The organism is Phenylobacterium sp., assembly GCF_035475775.1.
In the GTDB taxonomy this organism is placed as follows: Bacteria; Pseudomonadota; Alphaproteobacteria; order Caulobacterales; family Caulobacteraceae; genus Phenylobacterium.
Genome location: NZ_DATIMC010000137.1, coordinates 24,309 through 42,512 on the forward strand (window position 1 = coordinate 24,309; position 18,204 = coordinate 42,512).

The window sequence follows — 18,204 nt, forward strand, 5'->3', positions numbered from 1 at the left end:
GGCGGTCCATGTCTTAGACCTGATGCGCAAGCGGCTGGCCCGCAACCGGGGACCGCGCCTTGAGCACATAATCGGCCCGGATCGAGCCGATGTAGAGGTCTTTCAGGTCCGCCCCGCCCCAGGTCACGTTGGTCGGGTGGTTTATGGTCTCGCCCGTCGGATCGTGGAACACGGTGACGACGCTCAGGTCCGGCTTGATGGCGACGACCTTGTTGGCGGCCGGCAGGCACACCCAGAGATTGCCCTCGGCGTCCATGCCGACGCCGTCGGTGTAGCCGAGCTCGCTCGCGTCGTGCTGCGGTTCGCCGGGGCGCTGCAGCTTGCCGAGCACCGGGCCATAGCGCTCGCCCGCGCCGAGCCGGCCGCCAGGCCGGATCGGAAAGCGCATCACGTCCGCGCCGGAGGTCTGGGCGCAGTAGAGCCAGCTCTCGTCGGCGGCGATCGCCAGGCCGTTCGGGAACTTCAGCCCCTCCGCCTCGATCGAGGCGGAGCCGTCGGGCCGCAGCACGAAGATGAAGCCGTCGGGCCGCCCGTCCAGCGCCTGCGGCCAGGTCTCGGCGTGGGTGGAATTGGCGCACCAGATGTTCCCGGCGGTATCGACGATCGGATAGTTGGACGAGGTCAGCCGCTTGCCGCCCACTTCGGCGAGCAGGGTCTCGTGCTTGCCGGTCCGGGGATCGAGCCGCTCGAGCGGCCCCGGCTCGCGGTCGTAGATGCCGAAATTGGCGATGATGATCCGCCCCTCGCGGTCCATGTTGAGGCCGTTGGGCGCCCCGCCCTTGGGCCCCATCCGCTTGAAGCTCCCGTCGGGGAAGATCTCCGCCACGGCGCTCTGGTGGTCGGAGGCGAAGACCCGGCCGTCCTTGCCCACGACCACGTCCTCGGGCCGGTCGATGCCGAGCGCGAGCTTGGCGAAGGCTTCCGTCGGGATGGGCGCAAGCGACATGGCTCTTTGATCTCCCTGAAAGACCGGCCGAACCTTGAGCGCGTCCGGGAGGCTTCGACAAGCCGGCTTGCCGTGGCCGGCGGCCCTCGCTAAAGCCGCAGCACCAGTTCGGAGAGGCCAAATGCTCGCCATCGGCGCCATCGTCGTCTTCCTCATCGTGGTCGGCGCGCTGAACTTCTACGAGTTCGGCCGTCTCGACTGAGGCCCTGAAGGGAGGCCGCCCATGGCCAGCCGCGGGGCGGCGCTGATCACCGGCGGCGCGCGGCGGATCGGCCGGGCGCTGGTGGCCGCCGCTGCGGACGCGGGCTTCGACGTGGCGATCCACGTCCGCGCCGTGGACGACGACGCCGAGGCGGCCGCCGCCGACGTCCGCGCCCGCGGCCGCAAGGCCCAGATCTTCGCCTGCGACCTGCGCCGCGAGTCCGCCACCGTCGCCCTGGTGGGCGAGGTCGAGGCCGAGCTCGGCGCCGTCACCCTCCTGGTCAACTGCGCCAGCGTCTTCGATCGCGACGCTTTCGCCGACATGAACCGCGCCTCCTGGGACGCGCACATGGAGACCAACCTGCGCGCGCCGCTGGTGCTCGCCCAAGCCTTCGCACGCCGCCTGCCCGCCGAGCGCGAGGGGCTGATCGTCAACCTGCTCGACCAGCGGGTCTGGCGCCCGACCCCGGAGTTCTTCTCCTACTCGCTGTCCAAGGCCGCGCTGTGGGCCGCGACCCGGATGCTGGCGCAGGACCTGGCGCCGCGCATCCGGGTGAACGGCATCGGGCCCGGACCGACGCTGCCCTCGGTCCACCAGGATCAGGGCGCCTTCGCCGCGGAAGTCGCCTCGACGCTGCTCGGCCGCGCGGTCGATCCCGCCCAGATCGCGGGCGCGCTCAGGTACCTGATCGACGCGACGGCGGTGACGGGGCAGATGATCGCGGTCGATTCCGGCCAGCACCTGGCCTGGCGGTGAGGCGATGAGCGAGCCCCAGGTGGTCATGACCAAGGTCTTCGTCAGCGGACTGACGGTGCAGGCCCAGATCGGCGTCTATCGGCACGAGATCGGCCGCGTGCAGCCGCTGGTCGTCGACGTGGAGCTGGACGTCCCCACCGGCGGCGCCGAGCGCCTCGCCGACACGCTCAACTACGAAACCATCCTGCAGGCCGCCCAGGCGGTCGCCGGCGAGGGCCATATCGCGCTGGTAGAGAGCTTCGCCGAGCGGCTGGCTCGCGCCTGCCTGCGCGACGCCCGCGTCACCCGCGCCCGCGTGCGAGTGGAGAAGCCGCTGGCGCTCGCGCCCCACGCGGTGGGCGCCGGCGTCGAGATCACCCTCGTGCGCTGACGCGCCGCAAGCCTACAAATCCTTCACTGGCGCGCCCACGTGGATGGGGCATCATCCGCCCGCACGGGAGGGCAAACCCATGACCACCGACTACTCACCGCGCCGCAGAGGACCGCACCCTGCCGGCCATCGTCTATGCGCTCTACCTCGTCGGCCTGTCGCACGGGCTGACGACGGTGATCGGCCTGATCATCGCCTACGCCAACCGCGACGGCGCCGGGCCCGTCATGCGCAGCCACTACACCTGGCTGATCCGCACCTTCTGGTTTTCGCTGGGGGGCTTTGCGCTGGGCGCGGTCGTGCTCGCCGTCGGAATCCCCTTGAGCCTCATCCTGGTGGGCATTCCGCTGGTCGCGCTGGGCGGCTTCGTGATGGCGGCCGCGTGGGTCTATTGCGCCGTGCGCTCGGTGATCGGGGTGATCTTCCTCGCCCGCGACGAGCCGATGCCGAGACCCTACGCGCTGATCGCCTGAGCGGACGCATGTCGCGCCCGAAGCTCATTGCGCTGCTGATCGTCGAGATCGTGGCGATGGTCGCGGTCATGGGCGCCGTGCTGTTCGTGGCGGCGGGGAGCTGGCGGTGGCCGGCTGGCTGGCGGTTCATCGCCCTGTTCGGCGCGCTCAGCCTGCTGCTCAGCCTGTGGCTGCTCTGGGCCGATCCCGCCCTCCTGCAGGAGCGGCTGAAGCCGCCGGTGCAGCGCGGCCAGGGCCGCTGGGACCGGGCGTTCATGGGCGCCGCGGTCCTGACCTTCCTCGCCTGGCTCGCCCTCATCGGGCTCGACGCGGGGCGCTTCGGCTGGTCGCGCGCGGCGGGCTGGGCGCAAGGGCTGGGCGCTCTCCTGCTGATCGCCAGCTACGTCGGCATCGGCTGGGTGTTCCGCACCAACAGCTTCGCCGCCCCGGTGGTGCGCATCCAGGCGGAGCGCGAGCAGACGGTCATCGACAGCGGCCCCTACGCCCTCATCCGGCATCCGATGTACGCCTTCGCCCTGCCGATCTTCCTGGGCGCCCCGCTGGTCGCAGGCTCGCTGTGGGGCCTCATGGCCGTCCCGCTCGCGATCATCGGGATCGGCTGGCGGGCGGTCCGCGAGGAGCAGGCGCTGGCGTCCGGCCTCCGCGGCTACGCCGATTACGCCCGCCGCGTGCGCTGGCGCTTCGCGCCGGGCGTCTGGTAGCGCCTCAGGCGGTGACCAGCTGGCGACGGACCATCTTGGCGTAGTCGTCCATCAGGCTGAGCGAGATGTTGCCCGGCCGGAAGCGGTGCTCGCCCACCTCCGAGACCGGAGTCACCTCCGCCGCCGTGCCGGTGATGAAGCACTCCGAAAATCCCGCGAGCTCCTTGGGCTCGATGTGCCGCTCGATCACCTCGAGGCCCTTTTCGCGCGCCAGCTTGATCACCGACTGGCGCGTGATGCCGTCCAGGAAGCAGTCGGCGACCGGCGTATGGATCGCCCCGTCGCGGACGAAGAAGACGTTCGCCCCCGTGGCCTCGGCGACATAGCCGCGCCAGTCGAGCATCATGGCGTCGGCGAACCCCTCGCGCTCGGCGGCGTGCTTGGAGAGGGTGCAGATCATGTAGAGGCCGGTGGCCTTGGCGTGCACCGGCTCGGTCTCCGGGCTCGGGCGCTTGTACTTGGCCCAGGTCAGCCGGATGCCCTTGGCCTTCTCCTCGGGCTTGAAGTAGCTCGGCCAGTCCCAGACCGCGATCGCCACGTGGATGGACGTGTTCTGGGCCGAGACGCCGATCATCTCCGAGCCGCGCCAGGCGATCGGTCGCACATAGGCGTCGGCCAGCCCGTTCTTCGCACAGGTGTCCTTGCACGCCTGGTCGATCTCGGCCACGCTGAAGGGGATTTGGAAGTCGAGGATCTCGGCGGACTTGAACAGACGCTCGGTATGCGCCGTCAGCTCGAAGATCTCGCCGCCGTACATCCGCTCGCCCTCGAACACGGCCGAGGCATAGTGCAGGCCGTGGGTCAGTACGTGGACCTTCGCCTCGCGCCAGGGCACGAACTGGCCGTCCAGCCAGATCCATCCGTCGCGGTCGTCGAAGGGAACGATAGACATGAGGGTGCGACCTCCTTTCCTAGGCCGCCCGTTGAAGCCGCCCGCGTGATCGACGTCAAACAAAATGGGCGGGAAGCCGGTCCATGAACCTCGCAGCCGTCCCCCGGCAGGGTCGCCATCTGCTGATCGTCGACGATGACGACCGCATCCGCGAGCTGCTCAAGGAATTCCTCGCCCGCGCCGGGTTCCGGGTCACCGCCGCGGCCGGCGGCGCGCCCGCGCGCAAGCTGATCGAGAGCCTGGCCTTCGATCTCGCCGTGTTCGACGTGATGATGCCCGGCGAGGACGGATTCTCGCTGACCCGCTGGCTGCGCGGTCAGCGCGGGCAGACCGGCCGCACGCCGGTCCTGATGCTCACCGCGCGCGGCGAGTTCGGCGACCGCATCGAGGGCCTGAAGCTCGGGGCCGACGACTACCTGCCCAAGCCCTTCGAGCCCGAGGAGCTGCTGCTGCGCATCGAGGCGATCCTCAGGCGCACCCAGGAGCGCGCGCCGGCCGGCGGGGCTCTCTCGCTCGGCCGCTGCCGGTTCGATCCCGATCGCGGGGAGCTCACCTGCAAGGGCGAGCCGGTTCGGCTGACCGAGGCCGAGGTCGCCCTCCTGCGCCAGCTCGCCCGCTCCCCGCACGAGCCGGTCGACCGCCTCGAGCTGGCCCGCGGCTCGGTCGATCCCTCCGGCCGCGCCGTCGATGTCCAGGTCACCCGGCTCCGCCGCAAGATCGAGGCCGACCATAAGGCGCCGCGCTACCTGCAGACCATCCGCGGCGTCGGCTATCTGCTGGCGCCCGACTGATGCGTCTGGCGCCGCGACGCGTGTTCGGCCGCTGGGTCAAGCGGCAGATGCCGAAGACCCTGTTCGGCCGCTCGCTGCTGATCATCGTCCTGCCGATCGCATTGATGCAGATCGCGGTGACCTACGTCTTCTTCGACGCCCACTGGAAGACCGTGACGAGCCGCCTCTCCGAGGGGTTGGCCGGCGACATCGCCTGGGCGGTGGAGAGCTACAAGCAGGACCCGAGCCCGGTCGCCTTCGCCAGGATCTCGCAGCGGGCGGAGGACTCGATGTCGCTCTCCATCGCCCTGCAGCCCGGCCGCAAGCTGCCGGCCAACCGGCGCGACATCCCGGTCCTCGAGGAGCCGTTCCACGCGCCGATCGACCAGTCGCTGCAGCGCGCGCTCGACGACCGGCTGGACGATCCCTTCTGGTTCGACACCACCCGCTACCCGGCCTACGTCGACATCCGCGTGGCGGTGCCCGGCGGCGTGATGCGCATCCTGGCGCCCCGCGAGCGGGCCTTCGCCACCCAGGGCCACATCTTCGTGCTGTGGATGACGGTGGCGACCGTGCTGCTCACCGCCATCGCCATCCTTTTCATCCGCAACCAGGTGCGCGCCATCGAGCGCCTGGCCAACGCCGCCGAGGCTTTCGGCCGCGGCGCCGACGCGCCCGCGTTCAAGCCGCACGGCGCCAAGGAGGTCCGCCGCGCCGCCCAGGCCTTCATCTTCATGAAGGGTCGCATCCAGCGCCACATCGAGCAGCGGACCCATCTGCTGGCCTCGGTGAGCCACGATCTCCGGACCCCGCTCACCCGCCTGAAGCTCTCGCTGGCCCTGGCCGAGCCCTCCAACCGCAGCGAGGCCATGAAGCGCGACCTGGCCGAGATGGAGCACATGATCGACGAGTACCTGGCCTTCGCCCGCGGCGAGGGCGCCGAGGCGGTCGAGCCGGTGCGCCTGCGCGACCTGATCGAGGCGGTGAGCGAAGGCGCGCTGCTGTCCGGCGCCCAGGTCAGCGTCGCGGCCGACCCGGAGCTCATGGCCGCCGTCAGGCCCAACGCCCTGAAGCGGGCTCTCGCCAACCTGGTGATGAACGCCGCGGCGCATGGTGAGCGCGTCGAGGTCGCCGCCCAGTCCGTCGGTCAGGGCGGGGTAGAGATCGTGATCGACGACGACGGCCCGGGAATCCCCGAGGATCGCTACGAGGAGGCGTTCAAGGCGTTCGGCCGGCTGGACGAATCCCGCAACCAGAACACCAAGGGCGTGGGCCTGGGCCTGGCCATCGCCCGCGACGTGGCGCGCGGCCACGGCGGCGACATCACGCTCGCCCGCTCGCCGCTGGGCGGCTTGCGCGCCGTGGTGCGTCTGCCCGGATGAGGCCGATGCGCTATCATGGCCCGATGCGCGCCCCGCTCCTGGCCGCGGCTCTCGCCATTTCGGGGTCGAGCGCCCACGCCGCCGCCGATCCGGTGATGGGCCAGTGGCTGAACCAGGACGGCGAGGGCAAGGTCCTGATCGCGCCCTGCGGCGGCGCGCCGGCCGAGGCCTGCGGCGCGATCGTCTGGCTCAAGGCGCCGAATGACGACGCCGGGCGGCCGGTCCGCGACATCCACAATCCGGACCCGGCGCTCCGCACCCGGCGCGTCATCGGCGTTCCGGTGATCCGTGACATGAAGCCGGCGGGCCCTGGCCGCTGGACCGGCGGCCGGCTCTACGACCCAGAGACCGGCAAGAGCTACAAGGGCCGGCTGACGGCGCTGTCGGGCGGCAGGCTGAAGGTGGAGGGCTGCGTGCTGGTGCTCTGCCAGGCCCAGATCTGGACGCGGGTGGATTAGCCGCCGAGCGCCTTCGAGCGCTTGACCGCCGCGGCGACCGCCTCGCGCAGCAGCGGCGCCAGGCCGCGATCCGAGAGCAGCACCTCCAGCGCCGCCTCGGTCGTGCCGCCGGGCGAGGTGACCTGACGGCGAAGCTGGGCCGGCTCGCCGCCGCTTTCGGCCAGCAGCGCGGCCGCGCCTGTCATCGTCGAGCGGGCGAGCCGGGCGGCCTGCTTCGCAGGCATCCCGGCGGCGATCGCGGCGCCCTCCAGCGCCTCCACGAGGGCGTAGAGGTAGGCCGGGCCGGAGCCGGAGACGGCCGTGGCGGCATGCATCTGCGCCTCGTCGTCGAGGTCGACCACCGCGCCCAGCGGCTCGAACAGGGCGTGCGCCCGGGCGAGCGCCGCCGGATCGTCGGCATAGAGGCTGGCCGTGCCCCGATTGATCGCCGCCGCCGTGGTGGGCATCACGCGCGCCACCGCGCGGCCGCCGAACTCCTTGGCGACGGCCGAGGCCCGCACCCCAGCCGCGATCGAGACGATCACCGCATCGGCGGCGAGCCAGCCGGCGTATTGCGCAGCGGCTTCGGCCCAGACCTGCGGCTTCACGGCCAGCACCACCGTGCGCGCCCGCGCGAGCTCGGCCTCCGGCGGATTGAGCCGCGCCCCCGCCTCCGCCGCCGCCAACGCCGCCTCGCCGGGGGTCGGGTCGCAGAGCATCAGATCGGACAACGCGAAGGCGCCGGCCCGGCGCCAGCCCGCCAGCATCGCGCCGCCCATCCGCCCGGCGCCCAGCATCAGGATCGGGGTGATCATCGGGGTCCACCGCTCGTCCCGGCGGAAGCCGGGCTCCAGCCGGCCTCTCAGCCCTCACGGCGGTGAAATATCAAGCCTCAACTCAGCTTGGCTTCCGGCCTTCGCCGGGATGAGCGGTGGGCTTACGCCTCGCCGACGGTCTCGAACATGCAGGCGGCGATGGCGTCCTGCGGCGACTTCGAGCCGCGGACCAGGAAGTCGAAGGCGGGATAGAAGCGGTCGGCGCACTCGACGGCCACGTCGATCATCGCCGCGGCCTGGGCGAGGCTCGGCTGTTCGCCGGTCATCAGCGCCATGCCGTGCCGGAACACGATCTCGCCGTCATCCCAGACCTCGAAGTGGCCGAGCCAGACCCTCGGGTTCATCGACGCCAGCAGCTCGTAGGCGGCGGCCCGCTGGTCGGCCGCGACGGTCAGGTCCATGGACAGGCACAGCTGCAGGCACTCGCCCTCCGGCCGCCACGCGAACCACAGCTCGTAGTCCTTCCAGTCGCCGGCCAGGGAGAAGGCGAGGTCGCCGTCTTCCGTGCGGTCGAACGGCAGGTTCTCCGCCGTCAGCACGTGCTCCACGACATCCAACGGATCGGCGCCGATCACGACATTGTCGTCAGACTGGGTGGTGTCCATGAGACCCGAGGTCCTTTCGCTGCGAGCGAAACCGCGGAAAGCGGCCCCGAATCGCCGACGATACTGAAATTAGTCTGCTTCGTGGCTTTCCCGTCACCCGGTTCTTCCCAGGGGCGAGCCACATTCGCGTGTTTGCGTGGATGGTCAGGGCGCGTCCGCCGGCGGCGGGGCCGACGTGGCGGCGCGTTCTCCCTTCAGGGCCGCCACCTCGGCGCGGAGCGCCGCGATCTCGGCCTTGAGCGCCTCCACGTCCTCGCGCCGGACGAGGTCGAGCTCGGCCGCGATGCGATCGACCTGGCTGCGGAATGCGGCCTTGGCTTCCTCGCTGGCGGCCTGGGCCATGCCCATGGCGGCGGTGGTCAGCTTGGCCATCTCGTCGAGGAACGGGTTCTGGGTCTGCATCCTGCGGCTCTGCGGCGCCGCCATCGGCGCCTCTGGCGATATATGGCCCCGCGGGGGATGAAAGCGAAGGACTTCTCGTCTAAAGCCTCTCCGCTGGCTGAACGCTGGAGCGCCCGATCCCGTGCCCTTTCCGGACTTCGATCCCGTCCTCGTGCACCTGGGTCCGCTGGCGATCCGCTGGTATGCGCTGGCCTATGTCGCAGGCATCCTGCTCGGCTGGCGCTACACCGTCGGCCTGGTCAAGGACGCCCGGCTTTGGCCGCTGCGCGGCCCGCCGGCGACGATCGACCAGATCGACGACCTGATCCTGTGGATCACCATCGGCGTCATCGCCGGTGGGCGGATTGGCCACACCCTGTTCTACACCCCGCAGCTCATCTGGACCGATCCGTTGGAGATCCTGAAGGTCTGGCACGGCGGGATGAGCTTCCATGGCGGCGCGCTGGGCGTGCTGATCGCGATCCTGGTCTTCGCCTGGCGCAACGGGCTGGATCTCTGGCGGCTGGGCGACGTGGTCGCCGCCAGCGCTCCGATCGGCCTGTTCTTCGGGCGCATAGCCAACTTCATCAACGGCGAGCTCTGGGGACGTCCGACGACCCTGCCCTGGGGGATCATCTTCCCGGGCGCGGGTCCCGAGCCCCGCCATCCGAGCCAGCTCTACGAGGCTGCGCTGGAGGGCATCGTGCTGTTCCTGGTGCTCCGCTGGGCGACCCATTCGCGCAAGTGGCTGAACCGCCGCGGCGTCGTCATGGGCCTGTTCATCGCCGGCTACGGCGTGGCCCGCACCGCGCTCGAGAACGTGCGCGAGCCCGACGCCTACATGCCGCACTTCCCGCTCGGCCTGACCATGGGGATGCTGCTGTCGATCCCGATGATCCTGGTGGGCGCCTGGATCGTCTGGCGGGGCCTGAAGGAGCCGCTGCCGGAGGCGCCGTCCGCCGCCGCGCCGTCCCAAGCGGCGCCTGCGCCCAAGGCCGCCAAGACCACGAGGGCCGATGGGCCTGCGTGAGCGGCTGGCGCGCCAGATCCGCGAGACCGGGCCGCTCACCGTCGCCCAGTACATGACCGCCTGCCTGCACGATCCGCAGTTCGGCTACTACGCCACCCGCCCGGCGCTCGGCGAGGACGGCGACTTCATCACCGCGCCGATGATCAGCCAGATGTTCGGCGAGCTGATCGGCGTCTGGATGGCCGCCGCCTGGAGCCTGATGGGCGAGCCGCCGCAGGTCCGCCTGGTCGAGCTGGGGCCCGGCGACGGCGCCCTGATGGCGGATCTCCTTCGCGCCGCCCGCGCGGCGCCCGGCTTCCTCCAGGCCGCCGACGTCTGGCTGGTGGAGACCTCCCCGCCGTTGCGCGCCTTGCAGTCGGAGCGCCTGGGCGAGCGCGTCCGCTGGGCCGTTTCGCTCGCCGACGTCCCCTCCGGCGCGCCGATGCTGCTGATCGCCAACGAGCTCCTGGATTGCCTCCCCACGCGGCAGTTCGTCCGCACGGCCGTGGGCTGGGCCGAGCGGCTGGTGGGCGTCGACGCCCAGGCGCGGCTCATCTTCGTGCTCAGCCCCACGCCCGCGGCTGGCCTGCTGCCCCTCGCGCCGGAAGGCGCCGTCTACGAGCAGTCGGCGGCGCAGGGGGCGCTGGGCGCGGAGATCGGCGCGCGGGCGGTCCGCGACGGCGGCGCGGCGCTGCTGATCGACTACGGCCGCGCCGAGCCGGGCTTCGGCGACACCCTGCAGGCCCTCAAGGCGCACCGGAAGCTCGGTCCGCTGGACTCGCCCGGCGAGGCGGACCTCACCGTCCACGCCGACTTTCCGGCGGTGATGGCCGCGGCGCGGGCCGAGGGCGCGGCGGCCGCGATCCTGACCCAGGCCGAGTTCCTGGCCCGCATGGGCGTGGGCGCGCGAGCCGAGGCCCTGGTCCGGGGCCGTCCGGACGTCTCGCCGCGGATCGGCCGCCAGCTCAACAGGCTGGTCGCCGCCGACCAGATGGGCGAACTGTTCAAGGCCTGCTGCCTGCACCCGGCCGACTTCACGCCCCCGGCCTTCGAGGACGCCTGAGTCGCCATGGCCGACCTGCCCGTCATCACCTCGCCGCTCTTGGACCTGCCAGGCGTCCGGCACGGCTTCTTCACCCGCCGGGGCGGCGTCTCGACGGGGATCTACGAGAGCCTGAACGTCGGCGCGGGCTCGCATGACGATCCCGACGCCGTCGCCGAGAACCGCCGGCGCGTCGCCGCGCACTTCGGCTCGGCCGAGCTCGTCGCCGGCTATCAGGTCCATTCCGCCGCCGCCCTGGTCGCCGACGGCCCCTGGCCTGCGGGCCCGCCGCAGGCCGATGCGGTGGTGAGCGCAACCTCGGGCGTGGTCTGCGCCGCGCTCGCCGCCGACTGCGCCCCCGTCCTCATCGCCGATCCGGAGGCCAAGGTCGTGGCCGCCGCCCACGCCGGCTGGCGCGGCGCGCTGGCCGGGATCGTGGAGGCGAGCGTGCGGCGCATGGAGGGCCTGGGCGCGAACCGCCGCTGGATGCGGGCCGCCGTCGGTCCCTGCATCGGCCCGGCGTCCTACGAGGTCGGCCTCGAGTTCCGCGCCGAATTCGTCAAGGCCGACCCGGCGTTCGGCCGCTTCTTCGCGACCGGGGCCACGGACGGCAAGCGGCTGTTCGACCTGCCGGGATTCGTGCTCGACCGCTTGCGCGCGGCGGGCGTGGAGCGCTGCGAATGGGTCGGGCGCGACACCTGCGCGGAGGAGGCCTGGTTCTTCTCCAACCGCCGCGCGTTCAAGCGCGGCGAGCCCGACTACGGCCGGCTGGTCTCGGCGATCATGCTCGGCTGAACTCGAGCCTTCCCTCGTGAGTTGCACGCGCCAGCGCGCCCGTTAGGAGGAACGGCATGACCGCTCGTGCTGCGATCCTTGCCGGTCTTCTGGTCCTGAGCGCCGTCCCGGCGGCCCTTGCGGCGCCGCCGCCCCCCGCGGACGGCAAGCTTTCCGGCGTGACCAAGGCCTACATCGATCCCGGCGTCAGGCCCGGCGACGACTTCGACGGCTACGCCAACGGCGCCTGGCGCAAGACCGCCCGGATCGATTCCGACCGCAGCTCCGCCGGCCTCAGCGTGGAGCTTTCCAAGATCAACGAGGCGCGCAACGCCGAGATCATCAGGAGCGCGCTCGCCGCCCACGCGCCGCCCGGCAGCGACAAGCGCAAGATCGCCGATTATTACCGCGCCTACCTGGACACCGCCGCGATCGAGGCGCGCGGGCTCGCCCCGATCCGCCCGGCGCTGCGGGCCATCGCGTCCATCAAGGACCGGCGCGCGCTCTCGGCGATGCTGGGCGCGCGCCTCCGCGCCGACACCGACCCGTTCAACAACAACAACTATTCCAGCAGCCACGACCTCTTCGGCCTGTTCGTCTCGCAGGACCTCAATCGGCCGACGCGCAACATCCCCTATCTGATGCAGGGCGGGTTGGGTCTGCCGGACCGCGACTATTACCTTTCGACCAGGCCCGAGACGCTCGAGCTGCGGAAGGCCTACCGCGCCTACGTGGCCAAGGTGTTCCGGCTGGCGGGCTTCTCCGCCCCCGAGACCCGCGCCGATCGGGTGCTTGCGCTGGAGACCCGGATCGCCGCGGCCCAGGCCGACATCGTCACCAGCGAGGACGCCCACAAGGGCGACAACCCCTGGCGGCGGGCCGACTTCGAGCGCAAGGCGCCCGGCATCGACTGGACCGCCTTCTGGACCGCGGCCGGCCTGCCCCGGCAGCCGGATTTCATCGCCTGGCAGCCGACGGCGATCGCCAAGCTCTCGGCCCTGGCGGCGAGCGAGCCTCTGGAGAGCTGGAAGGACTGGCTGGTCTTCCACCGCATCGATGCGGCCGCGGCGGTCCTGCCGAAGGTCTTCGACGACGCCCGCTTCGAGGTGTTCGGCCGCCAGCTCGACGGAACCCAGCAGCAGCGTCCCCGCGACAAGCGCGCCCTCGCCGCCGTCAACGCCGCGCTCGGCGACGAGGTCGGCCGCATCTACGCGGCGCGCTACTTCCCGGCCTCGTCCAAGGCCCAGATCGAGCAGATGGTCAGGAACATCGTCGCGGCGTTCGATGCGCGGCTGGCCAGGCTCGACTGGATGGCCCCCTCGACCCGCGCCGAGGCGCGAAGGAAGCTCGCCGCGATCAAGGTGGGGATCGGCTATCCCGACCACTGGCGCAAGTGGCCCGCCTGGGCGGTGCGGGCCGACGATCCGCTCGGCAACCTGGAGCGCTCGGAGCTCGCCATCTACCGCTACCATCTCGGCAAGCTCGGCCACGCTCCGGACCGCGACGAGTGGTGGATGACGCCGCAGACGCTCAACGCCGTGAACCTGCCGCTGCAGAATGCTCTCAATTTCCCGGCCGCCGAGCTGCAGAGCCCGTACTTCGACCCGCGCTTCGACGCCGCGGCCAACTATGGCGCGGTGGGCGCCATCATCGGCCACGAGATCAGCCACACCTTCGACAACCTGGGCTCCGACTTCGACGCCACCGGGCGGTTGCGCAACTGGTGGACCAAGGCCGACTTCGCCCGCTTCCAGCAGGCCGGCAAGGCGCTCGCCCAGCAGTACGACGCTTACGAGCCGCTGCCCGGCGTCCACCTCAAGGGCGAGCAGGAGCTGGGCGAGAACATCGCCGACGAGGCGGGGCTCACCGCCGCCTACGAGGCCTACCGCGCCTCCCTGCACGGCAGGCCCGCCCCGGTGATCGACGGGCTCACCGGCGACCAGCGGTTCTTCCTCGCCTTCGCCCAGAGCTGGCGCTCGAAGCCCCGCGAGCGGGCGCTGCGGGCCCTGATCGCACGCGACGAGCACGCGCCCGCCAAGTGGCGCGTCGAGACCGTCCGCAATCTCGACGCCTGGTACCCCGCCTTCCAGGTGACGCCCGGCCAGGCGCTGTACCTGCCCCCAGGAAAGCGGGTCCACGTCTGGTGAGCGGGCCCCGCCGGGCCGCCCGGTCGCCCGCCGGCCAAGGCGGAACTTCCGCCTGGCCCGTCGATTGAACGCCGGTCAACACCACCGGAGGCGCCCTCATGGAGCGCGGACGCGAGGGGGTGAGCCGTCGCGGCTTGCTCGGCGCGACCGCCGCGTCGGCCGCCGCAGCCCCGTTGGCCAGCATGGACCAAGTCGCTTCCCGGCCGCCCGCTGAGGCCGGTCGGACCATCCCCGTCCGCCTGGAGGTCAATGGCCGGAGCCACGAGCTGCGGCTCGACCCTCGCACCACCCTGCTCGATGCGCTGCGCGAGCACCTGCATCTCACCGGCGCCAAGAAGGGCTGCGACCACGGCCAGTGCGGCGCCTGCACGGTGCTGGCGGGCGGCCGCCGGACTCTCAGCTGCCTCACGCTGGCGGTCTCGGTGCGCGCGCCGGTGACCACCATCGAGGGGCTCGCCGGCGACGGCGGTGCGCTCCACCCGATGCAGCAGGCCTTCCTCGACCAGGACGCCTTCCAGTGCGGCTACTGCACGCCGGGCCAGATCCTCTCGGCGGTCGCCTGCGTCCACGAGGGCCACGCCGGGAGCGACGAGGCGATCCGCGAGTGGATGAGCGGCAATCTCTGCCGCTGCGGCGCCTATCCGCACATCGTGGCCGCGATCCGCCAGGCGCGGCCGCAGATGAAGGCCTGAGGTCGTGCGGCCGTTCGCCTATCTGCGCGCCCACGATCCCGCGGAAGCCGTGCGCGCCGCCTCCGGTCCGGGCGGCCCGCCCACGTCGGCGCCCTCCCAGTTCCTGGCGGGCGGCACGACGCTCATCGACCTGATGAAGCTCGACGTCATGCGGCCGAGCCAGGTGGTCGACATCAATGACCTCTCTGACGAGCTCGGCGAGATCCACGCGGACGCCGCGGGCCTCAGGCTCGGCGCCCTGGCGCGCATGGCCGACGCCGCCGTGCACCCTGCGGTGTTGCGCGACTACCCAGTGATCGCCCAGTCGCTCGAGCTCGCCGCCAGTCCGCAGATCCGCAACATGGCCACGCTCGGCGGCAACGTCCTGCAGCGCACCCGCTGCAACTACTTCCGCTTCACCGATTTTGCGGAGTGCAACAAGCGCGTCCCGGGCTCCGGCTGCGCGGCCCTGCACGGCGTCAACCGCAAGCTCGCGGTGCTGGGCGTCAGCGATCGCTGCATCGCCAATTATCCGGGCGACTTCGCCAACGTCCTGGCGGCGCTGGGCGCCGAAGTCGGGATCGCCGGGCCGTCGGGTGCGCGACGTATGGCGTTCGAGGCGCTGCATCGCCTGCCTGGCGACAGCCCGGACGTGGAGACCACGCTCAGGCCAGGCGAGCTGATCACCGGCTTCTTCGTGCCGGCCGGGCCATGGACCCGGCGCTCGCTCTACCTCAAGGTCCGCGACCGGCAGTCGTACGAGTTCGCCCTCGCGGCCGCCGCGGTCGCCCTGGACCTGGAAGGCGGCGTCGTGCGCCAGGCCCGCGTCGGCCTGGGCGGAGTCGCCGCCAAGCCCTGGCGCAGCCGCGAGGCGGAAGCCGTGCTGACCGGCCGCCGCCTGGACGAGCCCGCCGCCGCCGAGGCCGCCCGCGCCGCCTTCGCTCAGGCGGTGAGCCATGGCGAGAACGCCTACAAGATCGAGCTTGGCCGCCGCACGCTGCACCGCGCGCTGCTGCAGGCCGCCCGGATGGAGGTCTGAGATGGCCGCCCAGGTCCGCATCGGCGAGCCGATGCCGCGGGTCGACGGCGCCGCCAAGGTGACCGGCCAGGCTCTGTTTCCGGCCGACGAGACGGTCGCCGGGCCGGCCTACGCCTTCCTGGTCACCAGCGCCGTCGCCAGGGGGCGGGTGGCGCGGATCGACGCCGCCGAGGCGGAGGCCTTGCCTGGTGTCCTCCTGGTTCTGACGCATGAGAACACGGGCGGCGAGGTGAAGCCGCCGGCCGGTCCCGGCGGCCAGGGCGGCACGACCACCACGCTCGAGTCCGACCGCGTCTGGCACGACGGCCAGATCGTCGCGGTGGTGGTGGCCGACAGCTACGAGATAGCCCGCGACGCCGCCCGCCGCGTCAAGATCGGCTATGCGGCCGAGCCCGCCGCAGCCGGCTTCGATAGCGCCGGGACCACGACAGAGCCGGCCGAGAGCATGGAAGGCGGTCCGACGCCCAAGGCCGGTGACGCCGAGGCGGCCTTCGCCGCCGCGCCGGTCAAGGTGGATGCACGCTACTCGACGCCGACCCAGCACCACAACGCGATGGAGCTGTTCACCACCACCTGCCTGTGGCGCGGCGACGAGCTCGTGGTCTATGAGCCCAGCCAGTTCGTGGGCGGCGTGCAGTCAGGGCTCGCCCGCCAGCTCGGCGTCCCGCGCGAAAAGATCCGGGTGATCTCCAAGTTCGTCGGCGGCGGCTTCGGCGGCAAGGGCGGACTCACCGCGCGCACCGCCTGGATCGCGCTCGCCGCAAGGCGGTTGCGGCGGCCCGTCAAGCTCGCCGCGACCCGCGACCAGGGCTTCACCATCGCCACCTATCGCGCCGAGACCCGCCACCGCATCCGCCTCGCCGCCGACCGCCAGGGCCATCTGCAGGCGCTGATCCATCAGGGCGACTCGGTCACCTCGCGGCCGTCGAAGTACAACGCCAACGGCCTTTCGACGAGCGGGCGGCTCTATGCCTGCCCGAATGTGCTGACCGAGGGCATGATCACCCATGCGGACCGCAACACCCCGGGTTTCATGCGCGCCCCGCCGGAGACGCCGTTCCTGTTCCCGCTCGAGTGCGCCATGGACGAGCTCGCCGCCGAGCTGGCGATCGATCCGATCGAGCTGCGGCGGATCAACGACACGCGGAAGGACCCCACCTCCGGCAAGCCCTACACAAGCCGCTCGCTGATGCGCTGCTTCGACGAAGCGGCCCGCGCGTTCGGCTGGAGCCGCCGCGATCCGAAGCCCGGCGCCATGCGCGACGGCGAATGGCTGATCGGCTGGGGCTGCGCCTCGGCGGCCTATTCCGCCAACATCGGGGCCGGCGCCTGTCGCGTTTCGCTCACGCCCGAGGGCAAGGCCCACGTGCAGATCGCGGCCCACGAGCTCGGCACCGGCTCCTACACCATCCTCACCCAGGTGGCTGCCGACCGGCTGGGCCTGCGGCCGCAGGACGTCACCGTCGAGATCGGCGACAGCGCCCTGCCCCCGGCCGGCATCTCCGCCGGCTCGAGCCACGCCTCGACCATCTGCAACGTGCTCGCCAAGGCCTGCGAGGAGGTGCGCGCCCGCCTCGCCCAGGCCGCGGTCGCGGCCAACCGCGGGCCCTTCTCGGGCCAGGACCCGGCTCATCTGACCCTTTCGGCCGGCCGGCTGCAGGGGCCTGACGGCCGCGCCGAGCCGCTCGCCGAGGCCGTGCGCCGGGTCGGCGGGGTGGTCGAGGTGCACGCCGAGAACCTGCCCAAGGGCGCGCCGCCGAACGGGCTGGAGACCTTGCACAAGGGCGGCATGGCGATGTCGCGCGGCTCGGGCCGCCCGGACGGCCTCGCCTACGCCTTCGGCGCGCAGTTCGTCGAGGTGCGGGTCCACGAGCGGACGCGCGAGGTGCGCGCGCCGCGCGCCGTGGGGGCCTTCGCCGCCGGCCGGATCATCAATCCGACCACCGCCCGCAGCCAGTACATGGGTGGCATGATCTGGGGCATCTCCTCGGCCCTGCACGAGGCCACCGAGATCGATCGCCGGCTCGGCCGCTACTACAACAAGGATTTCGCCGAGTACCTGATCCCGGTGAACGCCGACGTGCAGCAGGTCGACGTCATCTTCGTTCCCGAGGAGGACCACGAGGTCAATCCGCTCGGCATGAAGGGCATCGGCGAGATCGGCATCGTGGGCATGAACGCCGCGGTCGCCAACGCCGTGTGGCACGCCACCGGCCGCCGCATCCGCGACCTGCCGATCCGCATCGAAAAGCTTCTCTAGCCTGCGGCCTGGGCGGGCCTTGCCCCGGCCGCCGCGCCTGCTACAAGCGCCCGCAAAGCTTGCGCAAATTCGCGATGGGGGTCCGATGAAGCTGCTGGCCGGCAACTCCAACCGCACGCTGGCGCAGTCCGTCTCCGATCACCTGGCCGTGCCGCTGACCCACGCGCAGGTGAAGCGCTTCGCCGACAACGAGGTCTGGGTCACGATCGACGAGAACGTGCGCGGCGAGGACGTCTTCGTCATCCAGTCGACGAGCTATCCGGCCAACGACAACCTGATGGAGCTGTTGATCTGCATCGACGCGCTGAAGCGCGCCTCGGCCAAGCGGATCACCGCGGTGACGCCCTACTACGGCTACGCCCGGCAGGACCGCAAGACCGGCGGCCGCACGCCGATCTCGGCCAAGCTGGTCGCCAACCTGATCACCCGCGCCGGCGCCGACCGGGTGCTGACCATGGATCTGCACTCCGGCCAGATCCAGGGCTTCTTCGACATCCCCACCGACAACCTG

Annotated in this window: 20 protein-coding genes; 15 read left to right on the top strand and 5 right to left on the bottom strand. The window is 71.6% G+C overall.

Annotated elements, in window-relative coordinates; all coding sequences use genetic code 11:
• Nucleotides 1-13: 13 nt before the first annotated feature.
• The gene (locus VLI41_RS15995; RefSeq protein ID WP_325269084.1) at nucleotides 14-946 is read right to left on the bottom strand and encodes an SMP-30/gluconolactonase/LRE family protein; all 933 of its coding nucleotides are present in this window, start codon (nucleotides 944-946) and stop codon (nucleotides 14-16) included.
• Nucleotides 947-1,169: 223 nt separating this feature from the next.
• On the opposite strand from VLI41_RS15995, the gene VLI41_RS16000 reads away from it, so the two are divergent.
• From VLI41_RS16000 to VLI41_RS16015, 4 genes are all read left to right on the top strand, one after another.
• Entirely contained in the window at nucleotides 1,170-1,904 is a 735-nt protein-coding gene (locus VLI41_RS16000; protein ID WP_325269085.1) for an SDR family oxidoreductase, read from the top strand.
• Nucleotides 1,905-1,908: 4 nt separating this feature from the next.
• Nucleotides 1,909-2,274, top strand: coding sequence for a dihydroneopterin aldolase (folB, locus tag VLI41_RS16005; protein ID WP_325269086.1), 366 nt, complete (start codon nucleotides 1,909-1,911; stop codon nucleotides 2,272-2,274).
• A 176-nt stretch (nucleotides 2,275-2,450) separates the two neighbouring features.
• Nucleotides 2,451-2,747, top strand: a complete 297-nt coding sequence (locus VLI41_RS16010; protein ID WP_325269087.1) for a hypothetical protein — start codon at nucleotides 2,451-2,453, stop codon at nucleotides 2,745-2,747.
• Between the two features lie 8 nt (nucleotides 2,748-2,755).
• Nucleotides 2,756-3,448 (top strand): isoprenylcysteine carboxylmethyltransferase family protein, encoded by a 693-nt coding sequence (locus tag VLI41_RS16015; RefSeq protein ID WP_325269088.1) that lies wholly within the window; start codon nucleotides 2,756-2,758, stop codon nucleotides 3,446-3,448.
• Nucleotides 3,449-3,452: 4 nt separating this feature from the next.
• Here the strand turns inward: VLI41_RS16015 and VLI41_RS16020 are convergent, their stop codons facing one another.
• Nucleotides 3,453-4,340 (bottom strand): branched-chain amino acid aminotransferase, encoded by an 888-nt coding sequence (locus VLI41_RS16020; RefSeq protein ID WP_325269089.1) that lies wholly within the window; start codon nucleotides 4,338-4,340, stop codon nucleotides 3,453-3,455.
• An 83-nt stretch (nucleotides 4,341-4,423) separates the two neighbouring features.
• Between VLI41_RS16020 and VLI41_RS16025 the strand changes: the two genes are divergently transcribed.
• The 3 genes from VLI41_RS16025 to VLI41_RS16035 are packed head-to-tail and all read left to right on the top strand — an operon-like array spanning nucleotide 4,424 to nucleotide 6,950.
• On the top strand, nucleotides 4,424-5,131 hold the full coding sequence (locus tag VLI41_RS16025) for a response regulator transcription factor (protein WP_325269090.1): 708 nt from the start codon (nucleotides 4,424-4,426) through the stop codon (nucleotides 5,129-5,131).
• Entirely contained in the window at nucleotides 5,131-6,492 is a 1,362-nt protein-coding gene (locus VLI41_RS16030) for an ATP-binding protein (protein WP_325269091.1), read from the top strand. Before VLI41_RS16025 ends, VLI41_RS16030 begins: the two co-directional genes overlap by 1 nt.
• Nucleotides 6,493-6,497: 5 nt before the next feature.
• On the top strand, nucleotides 6,498-6,950 hold the full coding sequence (locus VLI41_RS16035; RefSeq protein WP_325269092.1) for a DUF2147 domain-containing protein: 453 nt from the start codon (nucleotides 6,498-6,500) through the stop codon (nucleotides 6,948-6,950).
• Here the strand turns inward: VLI41_RS16035 and proC are convergent.
• From proC to VLI41_RS16050, 3 genes are all read right to left on the bottom strand, one after another.
• On the bottom strand, nucleotides 6,947-7,741 hold the full coding sequence (gene proC, locus VLI41_RS16040; protein WP_325269104.1) for a pyrroline-5-carboxylate reductase: 795 nt from the start codon (nucleotides 7,739-7,741) through the stop codon (nucleotides 6,947-6,949). The genes VLI41_RS16035 and proC overlap by 4 nt on opposite strands.
• Before the next feature lie 125 nt (nucleotides 7,742-7,866).
• Nucleotides 7,867-8,370 carry a YbjN domain-containing protein gene (locus VLI41_RS16045; protein ID WP_325269093.1) on the bottom strand — a complete coding sequence of 168 codons (504 nt, stop codon included), beginning with the start codon at nucleotides 8,368-8,370 and terminating at the stop codon, nucleotides 7,867-7,869.
• Between the two features lie 144 nt (nucleotides 8,371-8,514).
• Complete coding sequence (locus VLI41_RS16050) at nucleotides 8,515-8,772, bottom strand: accessory factor UbiK family protein (protein ID WP_325269105.1); 258 nt, start codon at nucleotides 8,770-8,772, stop codon at nucleotides 8,515-8,517.
• A 121-nt stretch (nucleotides 8,773-8,893) separates the two neighbouring features.
• Between VLI41_RS16050 and lgt the strand changes: the two genes are divergently transcribed.
• From lgt to prs, 8 genes are all read left to right on the top strand, one after another.
• The gene (gene lgt / locus VLI41_RS16055) at nucleotides 8,894-9,781 is read left to right on the top strand and encodes a prolipoprotein diacylglyceryl transferase (protein ID WP_325269094.1); all 888 of its coding nucleotides are present in this window, start codon (nucleotides 8,894-8,896) and stop codon (nucleotides 9,779-9,781) included.
• Nucleotides 9,768-10,823, top strand: a complete 1,056-nt coding sequence (locus VLI41_RS16060; RefSeq protein ID WP_325269095.1) for a class I SAM-dependent methyltransferase — start codon at nucleotides 9,768-9,770, stop codon at nucleotides 10,821-10,823. Before lgt ends, VLI41_RS16060 begins: the two co-directional genes overlap by 14 nt.
• A gap of 6 nt (nucleotides 10,824-10,829) precedes the next feature.
• Entirely contained in the window at nucleotides 10,830-11,597 is a 768-nt protein-coding gene (pgeF, locus tag VLI41_RS16065; protein WP_325269096.1) for a peptidoglycan editing factor PgeF, read from the top strand.
• A gap of 56 nt (nucleotides 11,598-11,653) precedes the next feature.
• Entirely contained in the window at nucleotides 11,654-13,723 is a 2,070-nt protein-coding gene (locus tag VLI41_RS16070; RefSeq protein WP_325269097.1) for a M13 family metallopeptidase, read from the top strand.
• 182 nt (nucleotides 13,724-13,905) lie between these two features.
• Entirely contained in the window at nucleotides 13,906-14,415 is a 510-nt protein-coding gene (locus VLI41_RS16075) for a (2Fe-2S)-binding protein (RefSeq protein WP_325269098.1), read from the top strand.
• 4 nt (nucleotides 14,416-14,419) lie between these two features.
• Nucleotides 14,420-15,433: a xanthine dehydrogenase family protein subunit M gene (locus tag VLI41_RS16080; protein ID WP_325269099.1), complete on the top strand. Its 1,014-nt coding sequence runs from the start codon at nucleotides 14,420-14,422 to the stop codon at nucleotides 15,431-15,433.
• Between the two features lies 1 nt (nucleotide 15,434).
• Complete coding sequence (locus VLI41_RS16085; protein ID WP_325269100.1) at nucleotides 15,435-17,693, top strand: xanthine dehydrogenase family protein molybdopterin-binding subunit; 2,259 nt, start codon at nucleotides 15,435-15,437, stop codon at nucleotides 17,691-17,693.
• An 85-nt stretch (nucleotides 17,694-17,778) separates the two neighbouring features.
• On the top strand, nucleotides 17,779-18,204 hold a 426-nt coding region (gene prs, locus VLI41_RS16090), incomplete at its 3' end, for a ribose-phosphate diphosphokinase (protein ID WP_325269101.1).